The 25,431-nt window shown below is 65.4% G+C and carries 16 protein-coding genes and 3 pseudogenes; 4 read left to right on the top strand and 15 right to left on the bottom strand.

The window, feature by feature from the left end:
- The 14 genes and pseudogenes from ACMVY4_RS18820 to ACMVY4_RS18755 form a co-directional block, all read right to left on the bottom strand.
- Positions 1-1,638: an AMP-binding protein gene (locus ACMVY4_RS18820; protein ID WP_416897499.1), complete on the bottom strand. Its 1,638-nt coding sequence runs from the start codon at positions 1,636-1,638 to the stop codon at positions 1-3.
- Positions 1,635-3,275, bottom strand: coding sequence for an AMP-binding protein (locus ACMVY4_RS18815; RefSeq protein ID WP_416897498.1), 1,641 nt, complete (start codon positions 3,273-3,275; stop codon positions 1,635-1,637). Before ACMVY4_RS18815 ends, ACMVY4_RS18820 begins: the two co-directional genes overlap by 4 nt.
- Before the next feature lie 48 nt (positions 3,276-3,323).
- Positions 3,324-4,373, bottom strand: coding sequence for a peptidylprolyl isomerase (locus tag ACMVY4_RS18810; RefSeq protein ID WP_416897497.1), 1,050 nt, complete (start codon positions 4,371-4,373; stop codon positions 3,324-3,326).
- The gene (locus ACMVY4_RS18805; RefSeq protein WP_416897496.1) at positions 4,370-4,867 is read right to left on the bottom strand and encodes a DUF4340 domain-containing protein; all 498 of its coding nucleotides are present in this window, start codon (positions 4,865-4,867) and stop codon (positions 4,370-4,372) included. Before ACMVY4_RS18805 ends, ACMVY4_RS18810 begins: the two co-directional genes overlap by 4 nt.
- A 1-nt stretch (position 4,868) precedes the next feature.
- Entirely contained in the window at positions 4,869-6,401 is a 1,533-nt protein-coding gene (locus ACMVY4_RS18800; RefSeq protein WP_416897495.1) for a DUF7088 domain-containing protein, read from the bottom strand.
- Entirely contained in the window at positions 6,398-7,108 is a 711-nt protein-coding gene (locus ACMVY4_RS18795) for an ABC transporter permease (RefSeq protein ID WP_416897494.1), read from the bottom strand. Before ACMVY4_RS18795 ends, ACMVY4_RS18800 begins: the two co-directional genes overlap by 4 nt.
- On the bottom strand, positions 7,105-8,058 hold the full coding sequence (locus tag ACMVY4_RS18790) for an ABC transporter ATP-binding protein (RefSeq protein ID WP_416897493.1): 954 nt from the start codon (positions 8,056-8,058) through the stop codon (positions 7,105-7,107). The genes ACMVY4_RS18795 and ACMVY4_RS18790 overlap by 4 nt, the downstream gene beginning before the upstream one ends.
- Positions 8,051-9,301: a CaiB/BaiF CoA transferase family protein gene (locus ACMVY4_RS18785; protein ID WP_416897492.1), complete on the bottom strand. Its 1,251-nt coding sequence runs from the start codon at positions 9,299-9,301 to the stop codon at positions 8,051-8,053. Before ACMVY4_RS18785 ends, ACMVY4_RS18790 begins: the two co-directional genes overlap by 8 nt.
- On the bottom strand, positions 9,298-10,491 hold the full coding sequence (locus tag ACMVY4_RS18780) for a CaiB/BaiF CoA transferase family protein (protein WP_416897491.1): 1,194 nt from the start codon (positions 10,489-10,491) through the stop codon (positions 9,298-9,300). The genes ACMVY4_RS18785 and ACMVY4_RS18780 overlap by 4 nt, the downstream gene beginning before the upstream one ends.
- Positions 10,488-11,461: pseudogene (locus tag ACMVY4_RS18775) on the bottom strand (ABC transporter ATP-binding protein). Before ACMVY4_RS18775 ends, ACMVY4_RS18780 begins: the two are co-directional and overlap by 4 nt.
- The gene (locus ACMVY4_RS18770; protein WP_416897490.1) at positions 11,458-12,465 is read right to left on the bottom strand and encodes an ABC transporter ATP-binding protein; all 1,008 of its coding nucleotides are present in this window, start codon (positions 12,463-12,465) and stop codon (positions 11,458-11,460) included. The pseudogene ACMVY4_RS18775 and the gene ACMVY4_RS18770 overlap by 4 nt, the downstream one beginning before the upstream one ends.
- Positions 12,462-13,394, bottom strand: coding sequence for an ABC transporter permease (locus ACMVY4_RS18765; protein ID WP_416897489.1), 933 nt, complete (start codon positions 13,392-13,394; stop codon positions 12,462-12,464). Before ACMVY4_RS18765 ends, ACMVY4_RS18770 begins: the two co-directional genes overlap by 4 nt.
- On the bottom strand, positions 13,387-14,301 hold the full coding sequence (locus ACMVY4_RS18760) for an ABC transporter permease (RefSeq protein WP_416897488.1): 915 nt from the start codon (positions 14,299-14,301) through the stop codon (positions 13,387-13,389). The genes ACMVY4_RS18765 and ACMVY4_RS18760 overlap by 8 nt, the downstream gene beginning before the upstream one ends.
- A 124-nt stretch (positions 14,302-14,425) precedes the next feature.
- On the bottom strand, positions 14,426-16,015 hold the full coding sequence (locus ACMVY4_RS18755) for an ABC transporter substrate-binding protein (RefSeq protein WP_416897487.1): 1,590 nt from the start codon (positions 16,013-16,015) through the stop codon (positions 14,426-14,428).
- Between the two features lie 218 nt (positions 16,016-16,233).
- Between ACMVY4_RS18755 and ACMVY4_RS18750 the strand changes: the two genes are divergently transcribed.
- The 3 genes and pseudogenes from ACMVY4_RS18750 to ACMVY4_RS18740 all read left to right on the top strand — a co-directional run.
- The gene (locus ACMVY4_RS18750) at positions 16,234-19,641 is read left to right on the top strand and encodes a carboxyl transferase domain-containing protein (protein ID WP_416897486.1); all 3,408 of its coding nucleotides are present in this window, start codon (positions 16,234-16,236) and stop codon (positions 19,639-19,641) included.
- A 41-nt stretch (positions 19,642-19,682) separates the two neighbouring features.
- The gene (locus ACMVY4_RS18745) at positions 19,683-21,254 is read left to right on the top strand and encodes an acyl-CoA carboxylase subunit beta (protein ID WP_416897485.1); all 1,572 of its coding nucleotides are present in this window, start codon (positions 19,683-19,685) and stop codon (positions 21,252-21,254) included.
- 316 nt (positions 21,255-21,570) lie between these two features.
- Positions 21,571-23,535: pseudogene (locus tag ACMVY4_RS18740) on the top strand (S8 family serine peptidase); the annotation flags it as partial.
- A gap of 102 nt (positions 23,536-23,637) precedes the next feature.
- On the opposite strand, the gene ACMVY4_RS18735 reads toward ACMVY4_RS18740, so the two are convergent.
- Positions 23,638-23,832, bottom strand: coding sequence for a hypothetical protein (locus tag ACMVY4_RS18735; protein WP_416900390.1), 195 nt, complete (start codon positions 23,830-23,832; stop codon positions 23,638-23,640).
- Here ACMVY4_RS18735 and ACMVY4_RS18730 point away from each other — a divergent pair.
- A pseudogene (locus ACMVY4_RS18730) lies at positions 23,767-25,416 on the top strand (calcium-binding protein); the annotation flags it as partial. The gene ACMVY4_RS18735 and the pseudogene ACMVY4_RS18730 overlap by 66 nt on opposite strands.
- Positions 25,417-25,431 lie beyond the last annotated feature (15 nt).

Below are 25,431 nucleotides of genomic sequence, written 5' to 3'. Positions count from 1 at the left end.
TCAGGCGCTCTGGCGCAGGTCCTGGCGTTTGACGGTGATGCCGGCAGCCTCGCGGTCGAAGGTGTCTGCGGTGATGCCTTCGTCGCGCAGCTTGTGCTTCTGGACCTTGTGGGTCTCCGTCTTCGGCAGCGCCTCCATGACCCGCACGAAGCGCGGCACCATGAAATGGGCCATGCGCGGGATCAGGTATTCCACGAGCTGTTTCGGATCGACGCTCCGGCCCGGCTGCGGCTGCACCACCACCATCACCTCGTCCTCGCCATGCTCGGACGGAACGGCGATGGCAGCCGTCTCCTGCACGTCGGGATGGGCGTTCACCTCGGCCTCCACCTCGAAGGAGGAGATGTTCTCGCCGCGCCGGCGGATCGAATCCTTCATCCGATCGAGGAAGTAGAAGTCGCCATCTGCATCCACGCGGAAGGCGTCGCCGGTGTGGAACCAGCCGTTACGCCAGGCATTCGCCGTGGCCTCGGGGTTCTTGTAGTAGCCGGTGGCAAGCTCCCACGGCGCATCGGTGCGCACGATCAGTTCGCCGACTTCGCCCGGCCCGGCTTCGCAGTCGTTCTCGTCGACCACACGGCATTCGACGCCGGGCCGGGGCCGCCCGCAGGTGCCGTTCTTCGCCGGATCGGCTTCGGTGACCAGCACCGACGAGATTTCCGACATGTTGAAGGTGGAGAACCAGCTTGCGCCGATGCGCTGCGCGACGCCGCGCGTCTCCTCGTTCAAGGGCGCCAGCAGCACCAGCCGGAGTGGCGTCTGCCGTTCGTCTTCGGTGACCGGCAGCTTGCCGAGGAAGCTCGCGATCGAGCCCATCATCGTGCAGGTGGTGATGCCGAGCCGGCGGACCGTCGGCCAGAAATCGTCGGTCCGGAAGCGGTTCAGCACTGCCACCGATCCGCCGCAGACCAGTGCTCGGGTGATGGGGGTCATGCCGGCCACGTGGAAGATCGGCAGGTGCATCATCGCCCGGTCGTCGGGCCGGAAAAAGCGGCGGAAGGCCGACGCCATGGCTGCGAGCTGGGCGTAGGACGAGAGTACGCCCTTGGACGGGCCCGTGGTGCCGGAAGTGAAGATGATCGACTGCGTGTCCCAGGGCTCGATGGGCCGGCTCAGCGGCGGTCCGTCGTCGCGGGCGTCGGGCCGTTTCCCCGGCAACAGCGCGTCGCGGCCGTGCAGGACCAGACCGTCGGGACAGCCGGCCGGTTCGGTCAGCGCGACGGCCTGCGCCAGCATGTGCCGTTCGATCCCCTCCAGATGCGGCAGCAGATCACCGTGGGCGACGATGACCTTGGCATCAGAGAGGCGGATCACGTGTTCCAGCAGCAGGCCGCGATAGGCCGTGTTGAAGGGCACGTAGACCGCGCCCAGCCAGTTGATGCCGAGCCAGGTCCGGATCGCGTCCGGTCCGTTCGGCTGCCATGAGGCGACATGGTCGCCCTGGGCGACGCCGAGCGCGGCGAGGCCATTCGCGGCGTGCACGGCCTCGGCCTTCAGATCCTCGAAGGTCCAGCTTGTCCCGTCCTCGAACACGGCGAACACGGCTTCCGGCTTCTCGGCGGCGAAGCGGTTGATCAGATAGCGGAAGACGACGGATTCGCGGATCGGGACGCGGGGGTCGGTATGGGCCTGGCTCATGCGCTTTTCCGGAAATCCTGACGTTTGACGACGATCCCCGCTGCCTCGCGGTCGAAGGTATCGTCGGTGACACCGGCGTCGCGCAGCTTGATCTTCTGCACCTTCAGGGTCGGTGTCTTGGGCAGGGCGTCGATGACCCGCACATAGCGGGGCACCATGAAGTGGGCCATGCGGGGGATCATGAACTCGATCAGCGCCTTCGGATCGACCGTCCGGTTCTCGACCGGCTCGACGACGATCATGACCTCGTCCTCGCCATGCTCCGACGGCACGGCGACGGCGGCGGCCTCCTTCACGTCGGGATGGGCGTTGGCTTCCACCTCGACCTCGAAGGAGGAGATGTTCTCGCCGCGGCGGCGGATCGAGTCCTTCACCCGGTCGATGTAGAAGTAGTTGCCGTCCGCATCGACCTTCAACGCGTCGCCGGTATGGAACCAGCCGTTGCGCCACGCCTTCGCCGTCGCTTCCGCGTTCTTGTGATAGCCGTGGTTCATCGCCCAGGGCGCGGCGTCCCGGACGATCAGCTCGCCCACCGTACCGACGGGCACCTCGCAGTCATTGTCGTCCACAATGCGGACTTCGGCGCCCGGACGGACCAGACCGCAGGTGCCGACAGTCTCGGGATTGCGCCCCGACATGATCTGGCAGGAGATCTCGGTCATGTTGAAGGTCGTGTACCAGTCCAGGCCGACGCGTTTCGCCAGCGCCATCGACTCGGCGGTCAGCGGCGCCAGGATCACCGATTTCAGCGTGGTGTTGCGCTCCAGGTCGCTGACTTCCAGCTTGGAGAGGAAGGTCGCGATGGAGCCCATCATCACGCAGAAGGTGACGCCGAGGCGGTTCACCGTTTCCCAGAACGTATCGGTCTTGAAGGACTCAAGCACGGCGACCGATCCGCCGACGCAGAGCATGCGTGTGACAGCGGCGATGCCGGCGACGTGGAACAGCGGCAGATGCATCATGATGCGGTCGTCGCCGCCCAGCCAGTAGGTGCAGATGTTCGACATGCGGGCCATGTGCATGTAGGACGAGAGCACGCCCTTGGATGGACCGGTCGTGCCGGATGTGAACAGGACCGACTGCGTGTGCCAGGCCTCGACGGGCCCCGGCAGTTCCGGCGGGGCCTCGTTCGCGGCAGGCACAGGTCCCGGCGTCAGCGCGTCCTGTCCCAGGACGGTCAGACCAGGGATTTCGACCGGTGCGCCGCCGGTCACGATCACCGTCTCCAGATCGAAATGCTTCACATCTGCCAGCCGGTCCGCCAGTGCGGCATGGACCACCGCCACCTTCGCATCGGACAGCCAGACCACGTGCTCCAGCAGGCCGCCGCGGTAGGCAGTGTTGAACGGGACATAGACCGCGCCGAGATAGTTGATGCCCAGCCAGGTCTGGATGGTGTCGCCGGAATTCGGCTGCCAGGAGACGACGTGATCGCCCTGTTCGACACCCAGCGCCGCCAGCCCGCGCGCGGCGTGCACCGCCTTGGCCCTCGCTTCCGCATAGGTCCATGAACCGCCTTCGTCGAAGACCGCGAAAGGCCTGTCGGGCTGAACCTCGGCCCAGTGTTCCAGCAGTTCGCGGAAGACGACCTCGCTGCGGGCCGAGACCTGGCTGTAGTCGATATCCGGCAAGTCCATCATTTCCTCCCCATACGCTGTTCCGCCAATCCTGAACCCTCGTTGACGCTACGGCAACGCAGACCGGCCCTGCGCCACCAGCGCAAGCGTCTCCGAACTCCAGTTGAAGCGCACCTCGCCAGCCGTTCTGGCCCGGGCAAGCGCCGCCATCGCCCACCGGTCCAGGGCCTTGCGGCGCAGCTCGGCGGCCAGCGCCGGCGAGACTGGCCGGGCGTCCCGTTCCACGACCTGCAGGACCACGAAGCCCTCCGGCGTCAGCAGCGGCGGCGAAACGCTGCCCACGGGCATTCGCAAGGCGATGTCGTCGATCAGCCGCCCGCCGGGAATGCTGTCCAGCAGTGTGCAATCGCCCGAGCTGCTGCCGGCCGGCGTCACGACAGGCTCCAGATCCGGGAACCTCTCGCGCGCCCGGTCGATCGGCAGCCAGACCGGACCGTCGCCGCAATCGAGCCTTGCCTGACCGGTAGCCGTGCCGTCGTCCACCCCCGCAGGCGTCCAGCCGAGATCGCCACCAGGCAATCCACGCTCTGCCAGCGTCGCCGCGAGATCGCCGGAACCGGCTGCTGCGCGGGCGACATCATCGGCGGTCTGCCGGTCGTCGAACGCGGCGCCGGTCAGGCGGACCGCCGGAACCGTCTCGCCATCGACGCCGGACAGGTCGGCCGCCAGCGCTTCGGCCGCCCGCCGGAACCTGAATCGCGCGATCTGCTCTTCTTCCGAAATGCCCGCGCTTCTGCGGACCGCCTCCAGCCTCTGGTCCTGATCGTTCATGCCTGCCGACGTCTCGCCGGCCTGCCGGCTCAATTCCATGGCGATCTCCTTGGCGTCCGGCGCCAGCCCGCGCCGCTCCGCTTCCCGCAGGATCAGCCGTTCTCGCGCCATCGCTTCAAGTGTCTGCATGCTCGCTTGCAACAGGCCTTCGCCCGTGGCCGGGCCGGTGCGCAGCCGGGCGGCTACGTCACGCACGTCGAAGGTCTCGTCGCCGACCGTCAGCACCGTCTGTTGCCACGGCCGGACATGGACCATGTACCAGGGCACGCCGATGATGGCAGCCACGGTCAGCGCGTAGAGGGTGAGGATGATCGCCGTGCGCTTCATCTGGCGGCCTTCGCGTCCGGCAGAAGCAGCATCAGTGCCTCGAACCAGCTCTTCGCGACGAGGAAAACCGCATCGTCTCCATCGCGGTGGACATAGCGCTGGCTGCCGTCAGGCGTCGCGTCGCCGACCTTGATCGTCGTCGTCGTGTCCGGCCCGCCGAGCGCGATCTCCAGCAAGGGCGGATCGAGGCCGTAGTCGGCCGTAGCGTTGCCGTCAGGGGGCAGACGGCGCACCGCCTCAGGCGCCGCCAGCAACAGCAGCGCCGCATCGATCCGGGCGTTGTCGCCCTCGCTCCAGCCGTCTCCCTGCCGCTCGAAACGACGGGAGACGCCGGCAATGTGCCGAAGTTCGAAAGTGCTCACGTCGGCAGTGTCGATCCGCCACATCACCGGTTTGGTTTCGCCGGGCTCACCTTCCCGATCCCACCAGACAGTCACGGCGACGACGGCGCCGGCAAGCAGCAGGAGCAGGCCTATGGTCGTCGTTATCCGCATGTCAGCGCCGCCGCCACCAGAGGAACAACGCCATCAGCAGGGCGAGGCCCGGCAGCACGGCGAGGCTGGTCAGCCGGAGCGCCGAGGTCTGACTTTCGTCGAGCACCAGCCGCCGGAAGGCGTAGGGACGTGCACGGATGTCGGTGAGCGGCTTCGCGCCGGTCAGCCAGCGCGCGGCGTTGATCAGCAACTGTCCGTTGCCGCCTGAGTAGATGTGGGCGTTGGTGGCAAAGTCGCTGTCGCCGATCACGACGGCGCGGCTCTCTGTCTCGCCCAGCCTGCGGAGCGCGATCGCCGCCAGTGCGTACCGACCCGGCTGACGGTTCCCGCCGGGCTGGATCAGAACGCCCGCCTCGGTCGTCACGGCCACTGGCGCTGCGACGCCGTTCGCATCGACGGCCGGTGCGCCGGGCCACTCCGTGGCGTCGTCGCGGACAAGCTCGACCGGCGCGGCGCCGGGGAAGTAGGTTGTCTCCAGCCCGCGGCCGACCTCGGAAGGCGGATAACGGTCCGTGAGGACGGCGGGCGTCAGCGGGTCGTCGCCGACATGCACGGACCTGTCGGCCACCTGGGCCTCGCCGACTGTCAGGCCGAGGGGCTCGGCGAGGCTGCGGATGAAGGCCGGCGACTGCGGGTCGGCGAGCAGCAGCAGCCCACCTCCGCCGTCGCGCCAGGCTTCCAGCGCCGCCAGCCTCGGTCCGTCGATGGGTCGCCGCGGCCCGGCGATCATGACCGCGGTGCAGCCGTCCAGATCCGGCGCCGCCGCAGAGACCGGCCGGAGAGCGAACAGGGCGCGCTGCAGCCCGTCTGCAGCGCGGGAGAGTCCGGCCGGGCCGGTATCGCCGGTTTCCGGTCCGCCCAGATCGGTCATCACGCAGATTGTCCTGGCCGCAATCCCTGCCACCTGCATCAGCCCCTCGGTAAAGGCGCGTTCGCCGATGGCGGCCGTCTCGACAGACCGCTCGCCCTGCCGGAAGACGGTCACGCCCGATCCGGTCACACCCAGGGTTCGGGCCGCGCCCGGGTTCAGTTCGGGATCGACGAAGCGGATGGTCAGCGCCGCACTTTCGCGAGCATAGAGATCGAGCAGACGCCGCGCCGCCTCGCGTTGCGCGCGGAATGCCGCCGTGTCGGGGAACAGCGCCACCGCCTCGACCGGCTTGTCGATACGGGCCAGCGCCTCCAGCGTGGTCGGCGAGAGCGTGTACTGGCTGGACGCAGTGACGTCGGCGCGCCAGGGGGCGAGGCTGACGACGACGTTGGCGAACACGGCCAGCGCGATGAGGATGGCCGACATCGTGGCGACATTGCCGCCAATCAGCGCCCGCCGCAGGCCGATGTCCCGGATGCTCCGGATGCCACCCGCCGCCGCCCAGAGAGCGGACAGCAGCGCCGCGAGCAACAGCAGCAGGATCCATGAAATGCGCAGTTCCGGCCAGAGCAGACCGACCAGCGCGGCCAGCGCCAGGCTCGACGCCGAGAGCGCCAGCCAGAGGTGGCGGTCCCGTCCTGAGATCCTTTCCGAACTACTCACAGCCAGCGCCTCGTCTCGATGACCCGGACGGCGAGAAACAGGGCCACGGTGGCCACACTGACGGGCAGCACAATCGCCCGAAGATCGACGATGCCACTGGCCAGTTCATCGAACTGGTTGGCCAGCGAAAGGGCGGCCTGCGCTTCCGGGGTGACCGCCGGCACCAGAGACAGAAGGGCCCCGGAAAACCAGACGGCCAGGATCAGGCCCGCTCCCAGCACGAAACCGAGTGCCTGATTCCGTGCCAGTGCCGCGCCAAGTGTCGCCAGCGCAAGAAACAGCGAAGCCACAAGCGCGATGCCGAGGTAGCTGCTCAACAGGACGGCCCAGTCCGGATCGCCGTAAAGCGCAAGCAGCCCGGCCAGCGGCAGCGTTCCGGCGAGCCAGCCCGCGACCGTCAGCAGCCCGGCGAGATACATCCCGGCGATGACTTCCAGATCGGAAACCGGCGCGGTGAGTGTGAGTTCGATGGTGCCTTCCTCGAACTCGCGCGTGACCAGCCGCGCGGCGAGGGCGGGCACCAGAAACATGAGCGCGAAGAGGATCCAGCTCAGTGCGCCCCGCATCGAGGTTTCGAGATGGGTGGCCGGGCTGGTCGCGAAACCGTAACCGGCGGCGAACAGGAACACGGCTGTCAGCACCCAGGCCGCGGGTGAGCGGCAGAGCACGCCAAGTTCCGCGGTGGCGATGGCGAAGATGCGGCTCACGATGCCCGCGCCGCCGCCTCGTCCTCGCCCAGCAGGCGGAGAAAGGCGCCCTCCAGATCGTCCCGTTCGCTTGTAAGCCGCTGCAGCGGGATGCCGGCGCCGACCACGGTCTCGGCGACTCGCGCCGTATCGGTTTCGGCACCCAGCACGAAGCGGCAGACCGTGAGACCGTCAGCCTCCGAGGCTTCGATGTCTCCGGCAGCCAGCGGCGACAGCAGGGCGATGAGGCGAGCCGCGGGTGCGCCAGCCTCGACCACGAAGCGGGCCTCGGAGCCGTCGCTCCGGCGGCGCTCGCCGAGGATCCGTCCGCGGCCCATCACCAGAACCCGGTCGCAGATCTGTTCGGCCTCGGGCAGCACATGGCTGGAGAAGACAATGGTATGCGATTGCCCGAGCTCGCGGATCAGGTTCCGAACCTCCACGATCTGTACCGGATCGATGCCGCTCGACGGCTCGTCCAGGATCAGGATGTCCGGTTCGTGCAGGATGGCCTGGGCGAGGCCGGCGCGCTGTTTCAGCCCCTTGGAGAGCCGGCCGATCAACGTATCGGCGCGCGGGGCAATGCCGCAGCGTTCCATCGCCCGGTCGATCATCTCGCGCCGGCGCGCGCGCGGCAGGCCGTAGATCCGGGCGCGCGCCGACAGGTAGTCGCGGACGGTCATGTCGCGCCGGATCGGGGTGCCTTCGGGCAGATAGCCGATGCGCCGTCGCATGTCGCGTGCTCCCGGTCCCGCGCCGCCAACGCTCTCGCCGCCGACTTCGATCGATCCCGCCGTCGGCGCGAGGAAGCCCGCCAGCATCCGAATGGTCGTGGTCTTGCCCGCGCCGTTGGGGCCGAGCAGGCCGACGGTCTCCCGCGGGGCGACGCTGAAGCCGACGCCGCGGACCGCCTCGGCGGCTCCGTAGCGTTTCACGAGGTCCACGGCGCGGATCGCCGGCGTTTCAGCCACGCTTTGCCGCCTTGGGGACGAAAGGCACGTTGCCGATGATGCCAATGTCGGAAAGCTCCCGGCGCTCGGCCTCGCTCAGCCCGAGAATGCCGCCGAGAACACCGTCATTGTGCTCGCCGACGGTGGGGGCGGGCCATTCAAGCGCGCCGCGTTCGCCATCGATGCGATAGGGCGAGGCAGGGTGCGGCTTCCGGCCGACATGGGCGCGTTCGATCTCGACCCAGAACCCGCGCGCGGCAAGCTGCGCGTCGTCCAGCAGTTCGTCGCCCCGCAGCACAGGCGCTGCGGCCACGCCGGCCGCCTGCAGCTTCTCGGCCGCCTGCTTCGCGGACATGCCACGCGTCCAGCCGGCGATGGCCGCGTCCAGTTCGCCGTGTCCGGTGTGGCGGCCTTCGGCGTTGGCGAACCGGTGGTCTGATGCCAGATCGTTCCGTTCCATGGTCCGCGCCAGCGCCTGCCACTCTTCGTCCGATGCCACCGCGACCGTGAGCCAGTCGTCCTCGCCGGCGCAGGGATAGATGCCCTGTGGTGCGTAGAGCGGATGCCGGTTGCCTGTCCGCGGCGGCGCCTCGCCGGTCAGTCCCTGATGAATGGGGCCGTGAATGCCGAGCTGAAGCATGCACTCGACCTGGGCGATGTTGATGAACTGGCCCTCGCCCGTGCGCTTGCGGTGGAGGATGCCGACGAGCAACGCCGCCGCGGCGTTGATGCCACCGCAGGCGTCGCCATAGGCGATGTGCGTCTGGATCGGCGGCCCGTCCGGCTCGCCCGTCAGATGCGGCAGGCCGGCGCCGTGCTCCACGGTCGAGCCGTAACCCCGATATCCCGCCCACGGCCCGGTCGACCCGAACCCCGGCATGGACAGCATGACGATCGACGGATTGACCTTCTTCAGGTCCTCGTAACCGAGGCCGAGCTTCGGCATGACCGGCTGGGCTTGGTTCTCGATCACGGCGTCGGCGCGTTCGACCAGCCGCAGCACCAGAGCGCGGCCCCGCTCGGTCGTCAGGTCCAGCGTCACGCCCAGCTTGTTGCGGTTCATCAGGTTGAAGGCCGCGGTGGTCTCGTGGACCATCTGGCTGAGGGTCTCCTCGGTGTGCTCCCAGCCGCGCCACCAGTCGGCGTACTGGCAGGCCTCCACCTTGATGACCTCGGCGCCCATGTCGGCAAGATGTCGTGCTGCCAGAGGACCGGACCAGCCCATGGTGAAGTCGACCACCCGGACATCGCGGAGCGGCTTCATGCGGCGCCTCTCAGGTCCGAGGCGGCGAGCGCGTCGATCTCCGGATCGGCCATGCCGAGCCGTCCGGACAGGATCGTGCGGGTATCCGCACCCAGCCGCGGCGCGGTGCCGCCCTGACGCAGTGGCGTGGCGGCGAATTTCCACGGGATCACAGGCGCCTGGAAGCTGCCGCCGTCCGGCAGGCCGTAGGTCCCGAAGACCTCGCGGGCCTGGAAGTGATCCAGTTCCGACAGCTCCTCCATGGTCGGGATCAGCGCGAATGGCAGCCGTCGGGCCTGGCCCTCGTGGAACCATTCCTCGGCGCGCCGCGCGGCCAGCTGCCGGACGAAGACGTCGTCGATCTCGCGCCAGTTGTCGTTGCGGTTCTCGGATGTCTGCAGCCGCGGATCGTAGGCGAACTCGCGCACGCCGATCAGGTCGCAGGCCGCGTACCATTGCAGCGGCGTGACCGTCGAGACGCCGAGCCACGTGCCCTCGGCGCAGGGATAGAGCGTCTGCGGATAGGTCGGACGGAAGCGGTTCACGCCCTTTCGCACGGATTTCTCGCCATCATAGATATGCTTGACCGGACCGATCTCGGTGTAGGTCAGCGTGGCCTCCAGAACGCTCTGGTCGATGGTGCAGCCGGCGTCGCCGGACTCCCGGCCGATCAGCGCGGTGACAATGGCGATGAAGGCCGTCACGCCGGCGGTGATCTGGGCCTGATAGCCGCCCGGAATGACAGGCGGTCCCACCTCGGGGCCGATGGGATAGATGAAGCCGGTCATCGACTGGATGACCGCATCGGTCGCGCGCCAGTCCCGGCGCGGGCCGGTCTGGCCGAACCAGCTCAGGATCGCGCGGATGAGATCGGGACATTCCTGGCCCAGCGGTTCCCGGTCTTCGAGCCCGACCTCGACCAGAACGTCCGCTCCAGCCACCAGCCTTTCTGCCGCCTGCCGGCCCGAGTTCGCACCGATGTCCAGCACCACGCTCTGCTTGTTCGCATTGAGGAACAGGTGCATGCCGCCGTTCTCCGGCGGCGCGCCGACCTTTGCGAAGGGTGGCAGGGTGCGCACCGGATCGCCGGTCACTGGCGGCTCGATCTTGATGACCTCCGCGCCGCAGGCGGCCAGCAGCGCCCCGCAATAGGCCGAAGCGACATTGCCGGCGACCTCGATGACGACATAGCCCGACAGCGCACCGGTCATGCGGATTGCCTCTGCAGCAGGTGGCAGCCGGCGGCACGTTTGCCGCCGATGGATTGCAGTTCGGGCCAGTCCTGCCGGCACACATCCATCACGTGCGGGCAGCGCGGATGGAACTTGCAGCCCGACGGCGGGTTCAGCGCGCTGGCGATCTCGCCTGTGACAAGCTGTTCGCTGAGGCCGTGTTTCGGGTCCGGCCGAGGACGGCCGCCAGCAGCGCCTGGGTGTAGGGATGCTTCGGGTCGTCGAAGACCTCAGCGGTGGGACCGATCTCGACCAGATTGCCCAGATACATCACGCCGACCGTGGTCGAAACATGCTCCACCAGCGCGAGATCGTGGGCGATGATCAGGTACGTCAGGCCGAATTCCTTCTGCACGTCCTCCAGCAGGTTGAGGATCTGCGCTCGGATCGAGACGTCGAGGGCGGAAATCGGTTCGTCCAGGACGATGAATTTCGGATTGAGCGTCAGCGCCCGGGCCACGGCAATGCGCTGGCGCTGGCCGCCGGAGAACTCGTGCGGGTAGTTCCCCTTGGACCGCTGCGGCAGGCCGACGATTTCCAGCACTTCGTCGAGACGTTTCTCCAGCTGCTTGCGGTCCATGGCCTGATGCGCGCGGATCGGTTCGGCGAGGATATCCCGCACCTTCATGCGCGGGTTCAGCGAGCTGTAGGGGTCCTGAAACACCGCCTGCGCGTTGCGGCGGTAGGTCTTGATCTGGTTGCGGTCGAGCTTGGTCAGATCGACACCGTCGAAGACGATCCGGCCCTCGGTCGGCTGTTCGAGCAACAGGATCAGCTTGGCGATGGTGGTCTTGCCGCAGCCCGACTCGCCAACCAGCGCAAAGGTCTCGCCGGCCTCGATGCCGAAGCTGACGCCGTCGACCGCCTTAACCGCGCCCTTGGAGCCGCCGAAGGGGAAGCCGCCGCCGACGGGGAAGTGCTTCACCAGATTGTCGATTTCCAGGATCATTTCTTCTCCGTGACCAGCCAGCAGGCGGCGGTATGGCCGGGTGCGATGGTCTCCTCGGGCGGGTATTCCTGCTTGCAGCGCTCCATCACATGCGGGCAGCGGGCCGCGAAACGGCAGCCCTGCGGCGGATTCTGCATGTCCGGCGGGTTGCCGGGGATGGAGTAGAGCCGCTCCCGCCGCCGTCCCAGATGCGGGATCGAATCCAGCAGGCCCTGGGTGTAGGGGTGGCTGGGGTTGGCGAAGATGGTGCCGACATCGCCGATCTCGACGATCCGGCCGGCATACATCACCGCCACGCGGTCGCAGATGTTGGCGGCGACGCCCATGTCGTGGGTGATGAAGATCAGCCCGACGCCGGTCTCCTTCTGGATCTCCCGCAGCAGACGGATGATCTGGACCTGGATGGTCACGTCCAGGTTGCTCGTGGGCTCGTCGGCGATCATGAGCCGCGGGGAGCAGGCGATGGCCATGGCCGCGACGACGCGCTGGCGCATGCCGCCCGAGTACTGGTGCGGGAAATCGTCCAGCCGGCGTTCCGGCGAGGGGATGCGCACCCGGCGCAGCACGTTGACGACGGCTTCCCGGATCGCGGAACGGCCGCGCACCAGATCGTGGTAGCGGAAGGCGGCGCCGACCTGTTCGCCAATGGAGAAGACCGGATTGAGCGATGTCATCGGATCCTGGGAGATCATCGAGACCTTCTTGCCGCGGATCTCCCGGACCATGGTCTCCTCGTCGAGGTCGAGCACGTTGACGCCTTCGATCTCGATCCGGCCCGAGACGGTGCGCGCGCCGGGCTTCGGGATCAGCCGCAGGATCGACAGCGAGGTCATCGACTTGCCCGAACCGGACTCGCCGACCAGGCCCAGAGTCTCGCCGGCGTTCACGTGGAAGCTGACGCCGTCAACGGCCTGCACGGTGCCGCGCTTCAGGAAGATGTGGGTCTTCAGGTCCTCGACTTTCAGGACCGGCTGGTTCGCCTGTGCCGCAGGGTTTGCGTTCATAGCTGCCGCCGCTTCGGATCGAGGGTGTCACGCATCCAGTCGCCGAAGACATTGGCGGCAAGGCAGACGATCATGATGGCGATGCCGGGCAGGGTGATGGTCCACCAGGCGCGGGCCATGTAGGGGCGCGCATCGTTCAGCATCAGACCCCAGGACATCTCCGGCGACTGCACACCCAGCCCCAGGAAGGAGAGGGTGGCCTCGAAGATGATGACCGAACCGAGCTGCAGCGACGCCAGCACCAGCAGCGTGTTGAGCACATTGGGCAGGATGTGCCGCCAGAGAATGACCGGCGTCGAGCACCCGGCCACGCGGGCGAGCTTCACGAAGTCGCGTTCCCTGAGGCTCAGCACCTCGCCGCGGACGATGCGTGCGTACCAGGTCCAGTAGGACAAGACGATCACGATAATGACGGTCGTCATGCCGCCACTGAGTACCGCGGCGAGGACCATGGCCAGCGCCAGTGGCGGGATCGACATCTGGATATCGACCAGCCGCATGATCACCGCGTCCACGACACCGCCGAGATAGGCCGAGATCATGCCCATCATGGCGCCAAGTCCGCCCGAGAGGATGATGGCGTAGATCCCGACTTCCACCGTGACGCGCGCGCCCTCGATGATCCGGCTGAGGATGTCGCGGCCCAGATTGTCCGTGCCCAGCAGATGACCGGCGACGCTGCCGTCCTGCCAGATCGGCGGCTTCAGCGCCTTGCCGAGGTTGAGCGCCGTCGGGTCCCAGGGCGTGATGACGTCGGCGAAGACGGCGCAGAACACCAGCACCACCAGGGTGCCGCCGGCGATCCAGGGCATGCGGCTCGACCGGATCAGCCGGAAGCGGCGCATCAGGCTGGCAACCCCCGACGGGGCCAGCGGCTCGACCGTTTGACCGGAGGCGTTCGTGTTGTGGGCGCTCGGTGTCTCAGTCATGGCGTATCCTCGGATCGAGGACGCCGTAGCTGAGATCGACCAGCAGGTTCACGACGACGAAGAGGATGGCGGAGAAGAGGACACCGACCTGCACCAGCGGGAAGTCGCGGGCGAACAGGGCCTCGACCACCATCCGGCCCATACCGGGCCAGGCGAAGATGACCTCCACCACGAAGGCGCCGGAGAGCATGTTGGCGAAGTAGATGCCCATCATGGTCACCAGCGGTACGGCGGCATTCCGTAGCGCGTATCTCCATACCACGACGCGGTTCGGCACGCCGATGGCGCGGGCCATGCGGACATGATCGGAATCCAGCACGTCCAGCATGGTCGAGCGCAGCATTCGGGTCATCGCGGCGACCGGATACCAGCCGAGGGCGATGGCCGGCATGATCAGGCTGTCGAAGCCTTCGCGGCCGAAGGCGGGCAGCCAGCCGAGCTGGACGGAGACGAAGAGGATCAGCAGCAGGCCGACCCAGAAATTCGGCATCGCCTGTCCGAGCATCGCGAACAGCTTGGCGAAATTGTCGAACCAGGAGTCCCGGTAGACGGCCGACAGCACGCCGAAGGGAATGGAGAGCGCCAGGGCGAAGACGAGCCCGGCGATGGCCAGCTCAAGCGTCGCCGGCAGGCGGTCGAGGATCAGCGGCAGCGCGGGCTGTTCCCAGCGGTAGGAATTCCCGAAGTCCCCCTGCACCGCATTGCCGATGAAGATCAGGTATTGCTGCAGCAGGGGCAGATCGAGACCGAGCCTTTTCCTGAGATGCTCGACCATCTCGGGCGTGGCGTCGATCGGCAGGAGCAGCAGGGTCGGATCGTCCATCCGCGAGATGACGAAGATGATCGCGGAAGCGCCGACGATCGAGACGATACCCTGCAACAGACGCTTGATGACGTAGTTCAGCATGATGCCGACACTGACTCCCCGGAAGTCGGGTTTCGGTCCGCCGGCGCTGTGCTGCCGGCGGGCTCCGTCAGGAAAGGCGGCCGGGCCGGCCCCTTGTCGGACCGGCCCGGCCTGCGCAAACCGGTTACTGCTTCAGACCGATTTCCTGCAGCTTCCGCCAGAAGCCCATCCAGGGCCACGGATTGTAGGCAACCTTGGTTTCGCGCCAGGCGAAGGTGACCAGCGGCACATACGTCGTGATGCCGCCGGCGACTTCCTCGTACTTCTTCCGGCCGATCTTCTTCAGCAGCGCGATCCGCTCGGTCGGATCCATGATGGTCGCCTGTTCCTCGATCAGCTTGTCCATCTCGGGATCGCAATAGTGCGAATAGCTGCCCCAGCCCTTGCCTTCCTCGTAGCAGTGCATGTGGCCCGACCACGGCGTGCCCGGATCGGCGACGACGCCATGACCCCACATGTGGGTCAGGATGCCGTCGTTCTGCGGTTCGCGGCTGCGGCTGTTACGGGCCAGCCAGGGCGCGTACTCCTCGCCCACGACCTTGCAGCGGATGCCGATCTGGCCGAGATAGGCGTAGAAGGCCTCGCCATATTCCTTGATGTTCGGCTCGCGCGGCGTGATCAGGTTGTAGCAGTTGACGTCGAAGCCATCGGCATAGCCGGCCTCCACCATCAGTTCCTTCGCCTTCGCGGGATCGTACGGATACGGCTCCAGATCGGCGTCATAGGCGGATGAACCCGGCGTCGTCGTGGTGTAGCGCTGGGCCTGACCGAACAGCACGTTCTCGATGATGCCTTCCATGTCGACCGCCAGAGCTGCTGCCCGGCGGACGCGCACGTCCTTGAACGGGTTGTCGTTCCGGCCGGGCAGCTTGTCCATGTACTGCGGCAGGGTCATGAACAGGTTGTTGCCGGACGGCCGGGAGGCCGTGGCGATGCCGTCCATGTTCTTGACATCCTCGATCATCGCCGGCGGCACCGCATCGATCCAGTCCACGGCGCCGGTCTGCAGCGCCGCGACGCGGGTGATGTCTTCGGGAATGATCTTGATGGTCAGGTTCTTGACCCCGGGACGATGCTCCTGGTTCCAGTAGTCGTCATGCGCCTCGAGGACGAACTCCTCCTTCACCTTCCGGTCCACCAGCTTCCACGGGCCGGTACCGTCGGGACGCTTCTGGATCTCTTCCTCGGTGTGGCTGTTGTAGTAGGCCTCGGAGATGCCGTAGAGCCGCATCAGTCCGGCGCCGGGAATGAAGGTGCCGTCCGGCTCCTTGAAGATGATCTTGAAGTGATGGTCGTCGATCACGTCGATCCGGTCGACCTTGGCCTGATAGTGCGGCCACTTGCTGACATCCGGATTGGCCAGGCGCTTGTGGGCGAAGACCATGTCGCTGGCCTTCAACTCGCCGCCATGGTGAAACTTGACGCCCTTGCGCAGCCAGACCTCGATGACCGGCAGGCCGTCGACCTCGGTAAGCTCCCATTTTTCGGCCAGCCAGTTCTTCACCTCCAGGGTGGGATCGGGCTGCAGAAGCTGCTCGTTGATGTTGCCCAGAATGTACCAGTCGACGCCCGCTGCGGCGCGCGTGACATCCAGCATGGTGGATTCCGCGGCCTGGGCGATGGTGAGCGATCCTGTGGCCGGCTCCGCCGCCTGGGCCGTCGCACAGAAGGCCAGAGCCGCTGCACCGGCGATCGCGCCTGCACAATACTTCATGATGTCTTCTCCCCTTGCGCGGCCTACCTTCGGCGTCTTGGGGCGTCGATTGAAGTAGTGCCGCAAAAAATCGAGGCTCCTCCACCTCGCTACTCAAATGATGACGCTCTGTTCGGCGCTGTCAAACCCAAACTGCCGTCGGGTAAGGTATCTGATTTTTGCATGTTTCATATACGGCGGCATGGTCTAATCATTGCTGCGGGGAGGAAATTGACGTTTTGGACAAGCTGCTTGTAGCGAACCGCGGCGAGATCGCGGTGCGGGTGATTCGTGCCGCCACTGATCTTGGATTTCAGACGGTCGGCATCTTCCCGGAGGACGACCGGGACAGTCTGCATGTGACGATGGCGGAAGAGGCGGTGCAACTTCCCGGTGCAGGCGCTGCGGCCTATCTGGACATCGATGCAGTGATCAAGGCGGCCGCCGATACCGGCTGCGACGCCATCCATCCCGGCTACGGTTTCCTGTCCGAACGTCCAGATTTCGCCAAGGCCTGTGCAGCAGCCGGCCTGACCTTCGTCGGTCCGACGCCCGAACTGCTATCGCTCTTCGGCGACAAGGCGCGAGCCCGTGCGGCGGCGGTCGCGGCCGGCGTTCCGGTGCTGCGCGGTCTCGACCATTCGATTTCACTCGATGAAGCGCGGGAATTCCTCGTGTCGCTGGGCGAAGGCGGTGCGGTGATGCTGAAGGCTGTGGCCGGCGGTGGCGGCCGTGGATCGCGCGCTGTCACGTCGGCCGACCAGCTGGACGCCGCTTTCCGCAACTGCCAGTCCGAGGCCCGTTCGGCTTTCGGTGTCGAGGACCTCTATGTCGAGGAGTTCCTGCCCCGCGCCCGGCACGTCGAGGTGCAGATCCTGGGCGACAGCACCGGCACGGTCGCCCATCTGGGCGAGCGCGAATGCAGCGTGCAGCGGCGGTTCCAGAAGGTCGTCGAGGTTGCGCCGGCGCCGGGGCTGGACGCCGGGCTTCGCGGGAAGATCATCGAGGCCGCCGTCCGCTTCGCGACGGAGACCGGCTATGTCAGCCTGGGCACCTTCGAGTTTCTCGTGGACGCCCGCGCCGAACCGGCCGGTCAGCCCTTCGTCTTCATCGAGGCCAATGCCCGGCTGCAGGTCGAGCACACGGTGACCGAAGCCGTCACCGGCGTCGATCTGGTTCAGACCCAGCTACGGCTTGCCGGCGGGGCCAGTCTCGGCGAACTGGGGCTCGACGATCCAGCCGTGGCCGTGCCGCGTGGCCATGCAATCCAGGCGCGCGTCAACATGGAAACGCTGGAGGCAGATGGTTCTGTGCGTCCCGGCGGCGGCATCATTGCGGCCTACGAACCACCGGGCGGACCGGGCGTGCGCGTCGACGGCTTCGGCTATGCCGGCTACGAGACAAGCGGGCTCTACGATTCGTTGCTCGCCAAGGTGATCTGCCATGCGCCGGGTCCGCGGTTCGCGGATGCGGTGACCCGGGCCGGCCGCGCGCTGGACGAGTTCCGGCTGGAAGGTGTCGAAACCAATATCCCCTTCCTCAAGGCCGTGATCGAGCACGGGGATTTCGCCGCCGGTGCAGTGCACACGCGCTGGGTAGACGAGAACCTGCCTGCACTGGTCGAGACCGCTTCTGGTTTCCGTTCGCGCTTCCAGCGGGATGGCGCCGCAGCCGAAGCGGAAGACGATGCCGGCGGCTATGCCGGCGCACGCGTCGATGCCCGCGATCCGCTGGCGCTGTTCGCCCATGATGCCCGGACCAGGGCGGAGAAGGGTAACGCGCCGGCCGGTGGACCTGCGGCGCCCGCTGCGCCGGACGGCGCCGACGGCCTGAGGGCGCCGATCCAGGGCACCATCGTTTCCGTCGACGTCGCGGTCGGCGATACGGTCCGCAAGGGCCAGCAGGTCGCCGTGGTCGAGGCCATGAAGATGGAGCACGTGATCCGCGCCGAGCAGGGCGGACTGGTGCGCAAGGTCACCATGAAGGCCGGCGACGTCGTCCGTCAGGGCTATCCTGTCGTCTTCGTCGAGGCCGGGGCGGGCGACGACACCGGAGAGGTCGCCGCGGCCGAGGCAGTCGATCCGGATCACATCCGCGCCGACCTGCAGGAAGCCATCGACCGGCACGCGCTCACCCTGGACGAGAACCGGCCCGACGTGGTCGCCAAGCGCCACGGGCTGGGCTTCCGCATGCCGCGCGAGAACATCGCGCGCCTGTCCGACGCCGGATCGTTCCAGGAATACTGGCCGCTGGTCGTCGCTTTCCAACATCACCGCCACGACATGGACACGCTGCGCAAGCGCACGCCAGCCGATGGTGTCGTCGCCGGCACCTGTTCGATCAATGGCGACCTGTTCCCCGATGACCGCTCCCGCGCCGTCATCGTCTCCTATGATTACACCGTGCTCGCCGGCACCCAGGGGCGGCGCAACCACTACAAGCAGGACCGGATGTACGAACTGGCGGACCGCTTCCGCCTGCCGCTGATCCTGTTCTCCGAAGGCGGCGGCGGCCGGCCCGGCGACGACAACACCGGCCCGCGGGTCGCCATCGACACCACGACCTTCACCACCTTCTCCAAGCTGAGCGGGCTGGTTCCGATGGTGGGCATCAACAATGGCCGCTGCTTCGCCGGCAACACGGCGCTGCTGGCCTGCTGCGATGTCCTGATCGCCACCGAGGCGTCGACCATCGCGATGGGCGGTCCGGCGATGATCGAGGGTGGCGGGCTCGGCGTCTACACGCCCGAGGAAGTAGGACCGATGTCGTTCCAGGTGCCGAACGGCGTCGTCGACATCCTGGTCAAGGACGAGGACGAGGCGGTCGACACCGCCAAGAAATATCTCTCCTATTTCCAGGGCGCGGTGGACGAATGGGAAGCCCCCGACCAGCGCCCGCTGCGGCATGTCATTCCGGAGAACCGCGTCCGGCTCTACGACATGCGCGACGTGCTGCATGGTCTTGCGGACAAGGATTCTGTGCTGGAGATCCGCGAGAAGTTCGGCATCGGCGTCATCACCGCCTTCATCCGCATCGAAGGCCGGCCGATGGGCGTCATCGCCAACAACCCGCATCATCTGGCCGGCGCGATCGATTCCGACGGCGCGGACAAGGCGACACGCTTCATGCAGCTCTGCGACGCCTTCGACATCCCCGTTCTCAGCCTGGTCGACTGCCCCGGCATCATGGTCGGTCCGGATGTCGAGCGGGAGGCGCTGGTCCGCCACTCGGCGCGCATGTTCAATGTCGGCGCCAACATGACGACCCCGCTGTTCACCGTGATCGTCCGCAAGTGCTACGGCCTGGGCGCGCAGGCCATGTGCGGCGGCGGCACGCTTGTCGGGTTCATGACCGTCGCATGGCCCACCGCCGAGTTCGCCGGCATGAACATCGAAGGCTCGGTCAAGCTCGGCTACCGCAACGAACTGATGGCGATCGAGGACCCGGACGAACGCCTGCAGATGTTCCAGGAGCGCGTGGACAAGGCCTACGAGACCGCGCGCGCGGTCAATGCCGGGACGGGCGGCGGCATTGACGACGTGATCGATCCGGCGGAGACCCGGACCTGGATCGGCAACAGCCTGAGACGCCTGCCGCCGGTGCCGCCGCGGACGGGCAAGAAGTACCCCTATATCGATACCTGGTGAACGCCGGCCCCGAGCCGCACACCGGAGGGAGGAGCAGAGACATGGCCGATGGATCCAACGCCGACGGGAATGTGGGCAGCGTTACCGGCGCCTTCAGGGAGCGGCGCGAGAAGATCCGCACCGAGATGGGCGGCCTCGACAAGATCGACCGCTTGCACAACCGCGGTTCCTACACGGTCCGGGAGCGGATCGACCGCTTTCTCGATCCGGACAGTTTCGTCGAACTCGGCACCTTCGCGCGCTCGGAACGGCCGGAGGACGCGGGCCGCTCGCCGGGCGACGGCAAGATCGGCGGCTATGGCACCGTCGGCGGGCGCACCGTCTGGGTGGGTGGCGACGACCTGACCGTGCTGCGCGGTTCCAGTTCCGTCGTCGGCGGCAAGAAGAAGTCGCGCATGCTTCATCAGGCCATCGACCACGGCCACCCCTTCGTCTTCTTCGGCGAGACGGGCGGCGCGCGCATCCCGGACACGCTGGGATCGGAAGGCTTCCTGAAGGTGACGCCGAGTGTCGACGTGCACCGTCGGCACCGCGCGATCCCGATGGCCACGGCCATTCTGGGCAACTGCTTCGGCGGGGCGTCGTTCCACGGCGCGTTCTCGGATTTCGTGGTGCAGTTGCAGGGTTCCTGCATGGCCGTGACCAGCCCGCGCGTGGTCGAGATCGCCACATCCGAGAAGGTGAGCTTCGAGGATCTGGGCGGTGTGAAGGTGCACGAGAAGATCACCGGCATGATCGACGCCGCGGCCGAGACCGAGGACGAGGCGTTCGAGCTGATCCGGAAGTTCCTGTCCTACATGCCGTCGAACGCCTGGGAGCTGCCGCCGGAGACGGAATTCCAGGGTCTCGCCGAGATCGACGAGAGCATCTACGACCTGATCCCGATGCGCCGGACCCGCGCCTACGACATGCGCAAGGTGCTGCGTTACCTGTCCGATGACGACGACTTCCTGGAGCTGAAGCCGCGGTTCGCCGGCAGCATCCTTACCGCGCTGAGCCGGATGGGCGGGCGCACCGTCGGTTTCATCGCCTCGCAGCCGATGCACTATGCCGGTGCGCTGTCGCCGGCCGCCTGCGACAAGATCACGGCGTTCATCTGCCTCTGCGACGCCTTCAACATCCCGATCGTCTTCCTGCAGGACGTGCCGGGCTTCATGGTCGGCACCAAGGTCGAGCACGACAAGCTGCTCAGCCGGGCGATCATGCTGATCGAGGCGCTGTCGCTCTGCCGCGTGCCACGCATATCGCTGGTCTTCCGCAAGGCCTTCGGCCTGGCCTATTTCGCCCTCGGCGGCACCAACATGGGCTCCGACGTGGTCGCGGCCTGGCCCAGCGCGGAACTCTCCTTCATGGATCCCGATGTCGGCGTGAACGTCGTGCATGGCGGCCGCCTGGCTGAGGCCGAGGACACGGAAGCCGAACGCAAGGCCCTGATCGAGCAGTGGACGAAGGACACCGATCCCTATGGCGGCGCCGGCATCTTCGAACTCGACGAGATCATCGATCCGGCCGAGACGAAGCGGTGGCTGCAGTCGCAGATCCGGCGTCTGCGCGTGCAGCCGAAGCCCTGGGGCCAGCCGAACCCGCTCGCCTACTGGCCGACCTGCTACTGACAGAAGCGATTCAGTCTCGCCCGCTCCCGGCAGGTGACGGCGGTGGTCGGCGGGCGCCATCCAGGCGCCTTGTCGGCATCGAGTAGTGTGTGATTACCCGGAATCCGGCGACTGCAATCGAATTGTGTGTCGGTTGTCACACCGCCCGTCAGGCCCTTGATCCGGCAAGTATTTTCTAGCCCTGCGCGCTGGCTGTTTCCGCCTTGCCCGTATAGGATGCAGAGGCGGATCGGGCGTGAGTTGAGGCGTGACGGATCAGACCGAAAAGAAGGCAGGAACCGGCACCCCGGCCCCGCTGAGCGCGGGCCCGACCCCGATGTATGTCCCGACGGACCCGCTGTTCGGGGATCAGTGGCATCTGAATGGCACGTTCCCTACAAGCCGGTTCGTTGATATCCGGATTACCGATGTGTGGGACGAGTACCGCGGCAATGGTGTCGTGGTTGGTATCGTTGATGACGGGGTACAGTGGCGGCACCCAGACTTGATCGCCAATTATGACCAGTCTCTCGACTACAATTCCTACAGCGGCGATGAGGACGCAACGCCGAACGCAGGAGACGGCCACGGAACCGCCGTTGCGGGCATTATCGCAGCGGATGACAACAATATTGGCGGCACCGGGGTTGCGCCGGACGCTACCATTGCAGGGTTCCGGATCGACCTGGAGAACGGTCTGATCCATGAACGGATTCTGGATAGCCTCAACCTTCAGCACCTAGTCGATGTTTCCAACAATAGTTGGGGATATCTGTATCCATTTCTCGACAATCTCAACACTGATGAATTCGCTCCCTACAAAGAAGCGCTAGAAAATGGTATTGAAAATGGTCGCGATGGACTTGGTACAGTATGGGTGTTTGCCGCCGGAAACAGTGGTGAAATCAACGACAAGACGAGTAATCATGGACTGCAGGATTCTCGGTATACGATAGCGGTTGGCGCGGTTGAGGAGGATGGCAAAGCCAACAGTTATTCTACCCCTGGCAGTTCAGTCATCGTTAGTGTTCCGGTTAATGACAAAGAAAACGGTCTGCTTACCACGACCGATCTTTTAGGTTCAGACGGGTACAGTACCGGCGATTACATGAGCGATTTTGGGTTTACATCCGGTGCCGCAGCCGTTGTCAGTGGTGTTGTGGCGCTAATGCTGGAGGCCAACCCTGAGCTGGGCTACCGCGATGTTCAGCAGATTCTTGCCTATAGTGCTGATCCGACCTATCGCAATAATTTCGAGTACTCGGTCGCCCTTACCGGTAGCAATACTTGGAATGGCGGCAGGACCGCGCGGGGTAACGAGGTCGGTTTCGGTGTAGTCGATGCCCATGCTGCAGTGCGTCTGGCCGAGTCTTGGCGATTGCAGTCGACTTCGGCGAATGAAGGCGTCATTGAGCTGTTTTCAAGCGATGATTTCGCCGACATTCCATTGAAGAGCTGGGGAGATGTGACTCTTGCTGAAGCCAGCATCGACGTTGCGGACTTCCGAATTGAGTGGATTGAGCTGGAGCTGCAAGTCACACATTCTCGACCGTCTGAACTTCTTTTCTGGATAGAAAGAGATGGTCGGACTGCTGCGCTGTGGAATCAGGATTCCGATATCGAGGACTACTTTCCCACACTAAGGTTCAACGGCGACAAGTATACATTTAATAGTCTGGCTGGATTCGGCGATCTCGCGGCTGGCGAATGGTCTTTTCGCATTGAGGACAATCGCCAGGGGACGCTGGGTGATGTCGGGGATTGGAGCGTCAGGCTTTATGGCCGGCACACTGGCGGCGCGGACAACTATATCTATACGGATCGATTTGCTGAAATCGCGGCCATCGAACAAGAGGCAGACCGGACAACTCTTTTTGACAGCCATGGGCACGACCGAATCAACCTTGCCGCGACCAGCATCGCGTCAAACATAACGCTGATCAGCGATGTTGCCGGCCAGATCGCCGGCGGCGACTTCAGCGTAGCCTCTGGTACCGTGATTGAGGATGTGACGGGCGGCGATGGTGACGACACAATTCAGGGCAATCGTTCCGCCAATCTGATTGAAGGCGCACGTGGCTCAGACTTTTTGAGTGGGGGCGGAGGCGATGACAGCCTCTTCGGCGGTTCGGGTGCGGATACCCTTGTTGGTGGCAGCGATGCGGACTATCTCTCGGGTGGTGACGGATCGGACCGTTTTGTCTTTTCACAAGTGTCGGGTCGCGGGAATGTCATCGTTGATTTCGAAGCTGGTGACCGGCTGGATCTGTCTGGCCTGACCGCACACTTCACCGATGTAATCCAAACGAGCGCCACAGACGGGCTGGTCGTGTCTGTGGGTCATCATTTCAATGTGCTCCTTGCCGGGTACGTTGGCGGACAACTTCTTGAAGATGATCTCGATCTAGTCGCGGCTGCCGTGGTGATGCCAGACGCGGGAGAATTGCCCGACGACGGTGCGCCGTTGCCAGGCAGTACCGTTTCCGGACGATCCTCTTCCCTCGAGACAATTGCGGGCACCGACGGCGACGATGTGTTCCTGCCTGGAGAGGGTGACGATGTGATGTTCGGCGGTGATGGCGACGACCTGTTCCGCCATAGCCCATCTTCGAACTACCAAAATGGCAACGACACAATTTTTGGCGGCAATGGGGATGACATATTCGAGGGAGCCTACCGGGGATATACCGAGTTCCACGGTGACGCCGGAGACGACGAGACGTTCTTCGAGGCGCCCGCGGACGGCCCGAACTACATCATTATCGATGAGCAGTTTGGTGGAAGCGGATCAGACACGCTGCGAACCGGTGACATAGGCGTCACCGGTTCGCTTTTCGGCGGCGAAGGACATGATTGGCTGATCGGCGTCCCTGTTACCAGAGTTGTCGATGGCGGCGATGGCGATGACATCATTTTTGCCGACTTTGAACGTGACCGCACCCGGGGCCAGCTATCGCTGCAGGGCGGGGCCGGCGACGACGTGATTCTTGTCTCCCAGAACAGCGATACAGGGGATCGGATGATCCCGGTTTTGCTGTTGGGCGATGACGGCGATGACCTGTTGGTCGGCGGAGATGAAATCGGAAATATTGTGGGCGGAGATGGGAATGACACCATAATTGGTGGTGGCTCCAAAGATCTCGTTTCCGGTGGCGAAGGCGCAGACGTATTTTCCATGCGCGGCGCGGGAACCTTTACCTATGAGGAACGCCACAACGCTTTTGTAACTGAGGCAACGGTTGTTCGGGGATTCGATCCCGACGCTGATCGGATAGAAATAGGTGTGGCCGGCGCAACCTTCGAGCAGCTTCAGATTGATGCCGCATACGGAGGCTATGGGCCACTCGGGACGCTTGTTTACTTCGATGACACTCACATGATTGTGCTCGAAGGTGTCACGCCGGACGAAATTTCCGAAGATTTCTTCATCGATTTCCTTGAAATTCCAGGCGCGCCAGTTCAGGGCACGAGCGGCGACGATGTCTTTGGCGGCTCGGCAAGCTCCGATTTCGTTAGCGCTGGCGCGGGCGACGACCTCTTTTCTGGCGACCTCGGCGGCGATGACCGTCTGTTCGGCGGTCGTGGAAACGACACGCTCCTGGCTTCGGACGATGATGACAGGATCTATGGCGGTAGTGGCGATGACTCTCTTGATGGTGGAGACGGTTTCGATCTTCTGGAGGGTGGTTCCGGGAACGATATCTTGGTCGGAAGCGCTGGCGCTGATCGCCTCGATGGCGGTTCTGGCAATGACTCCTTGTTTGGCGGTGACGATAACGACACCCTGGTCAGCGGGGGCGGCGCGGATAGCTTGTTTGGGGGTGACGGCGCGGACTTTTTCATCGCTGGTGCCCACACGCGAACGATTGATGGTGGAGCAGGATACGACACTGCTGATTTTTCCTTCGCCAACACTGTTGTGGTGGACCGTGCTTCTCAAACGGTGATCGCGGACGGTCACATTGTTCAAATACGGGGTGTCGAGCAGCTTGCTGGCGTGACTGACGGCAGCACCGAAGCGACTTCAATCTTGTATGGCTTGGGTAACGGAACGCCTTTGGTCGGCGATACCACCTCCGAGTTGATTATCGGATCTGATGCAGCCGAGCGTCTAGACGGTGGAGGAGGCGACGATTCCATCTTCGGGGGCGACGGGACCGACTCGCTGTTTGGCGGATCGGGAGACGATTTGATATCC

The sequence above is a fragment of the Minwuia sp. genome (assembly GCF_048007105.1).
Taxonomy (GTDB): Bacteria; Pseudomonadota; Alphaproteobacteria; order Minwuiales; family Minwuiaceae; genus Minwuia.
This window is presented reverse-complemented; position numbering and strand designations above follow the sequence as displayed.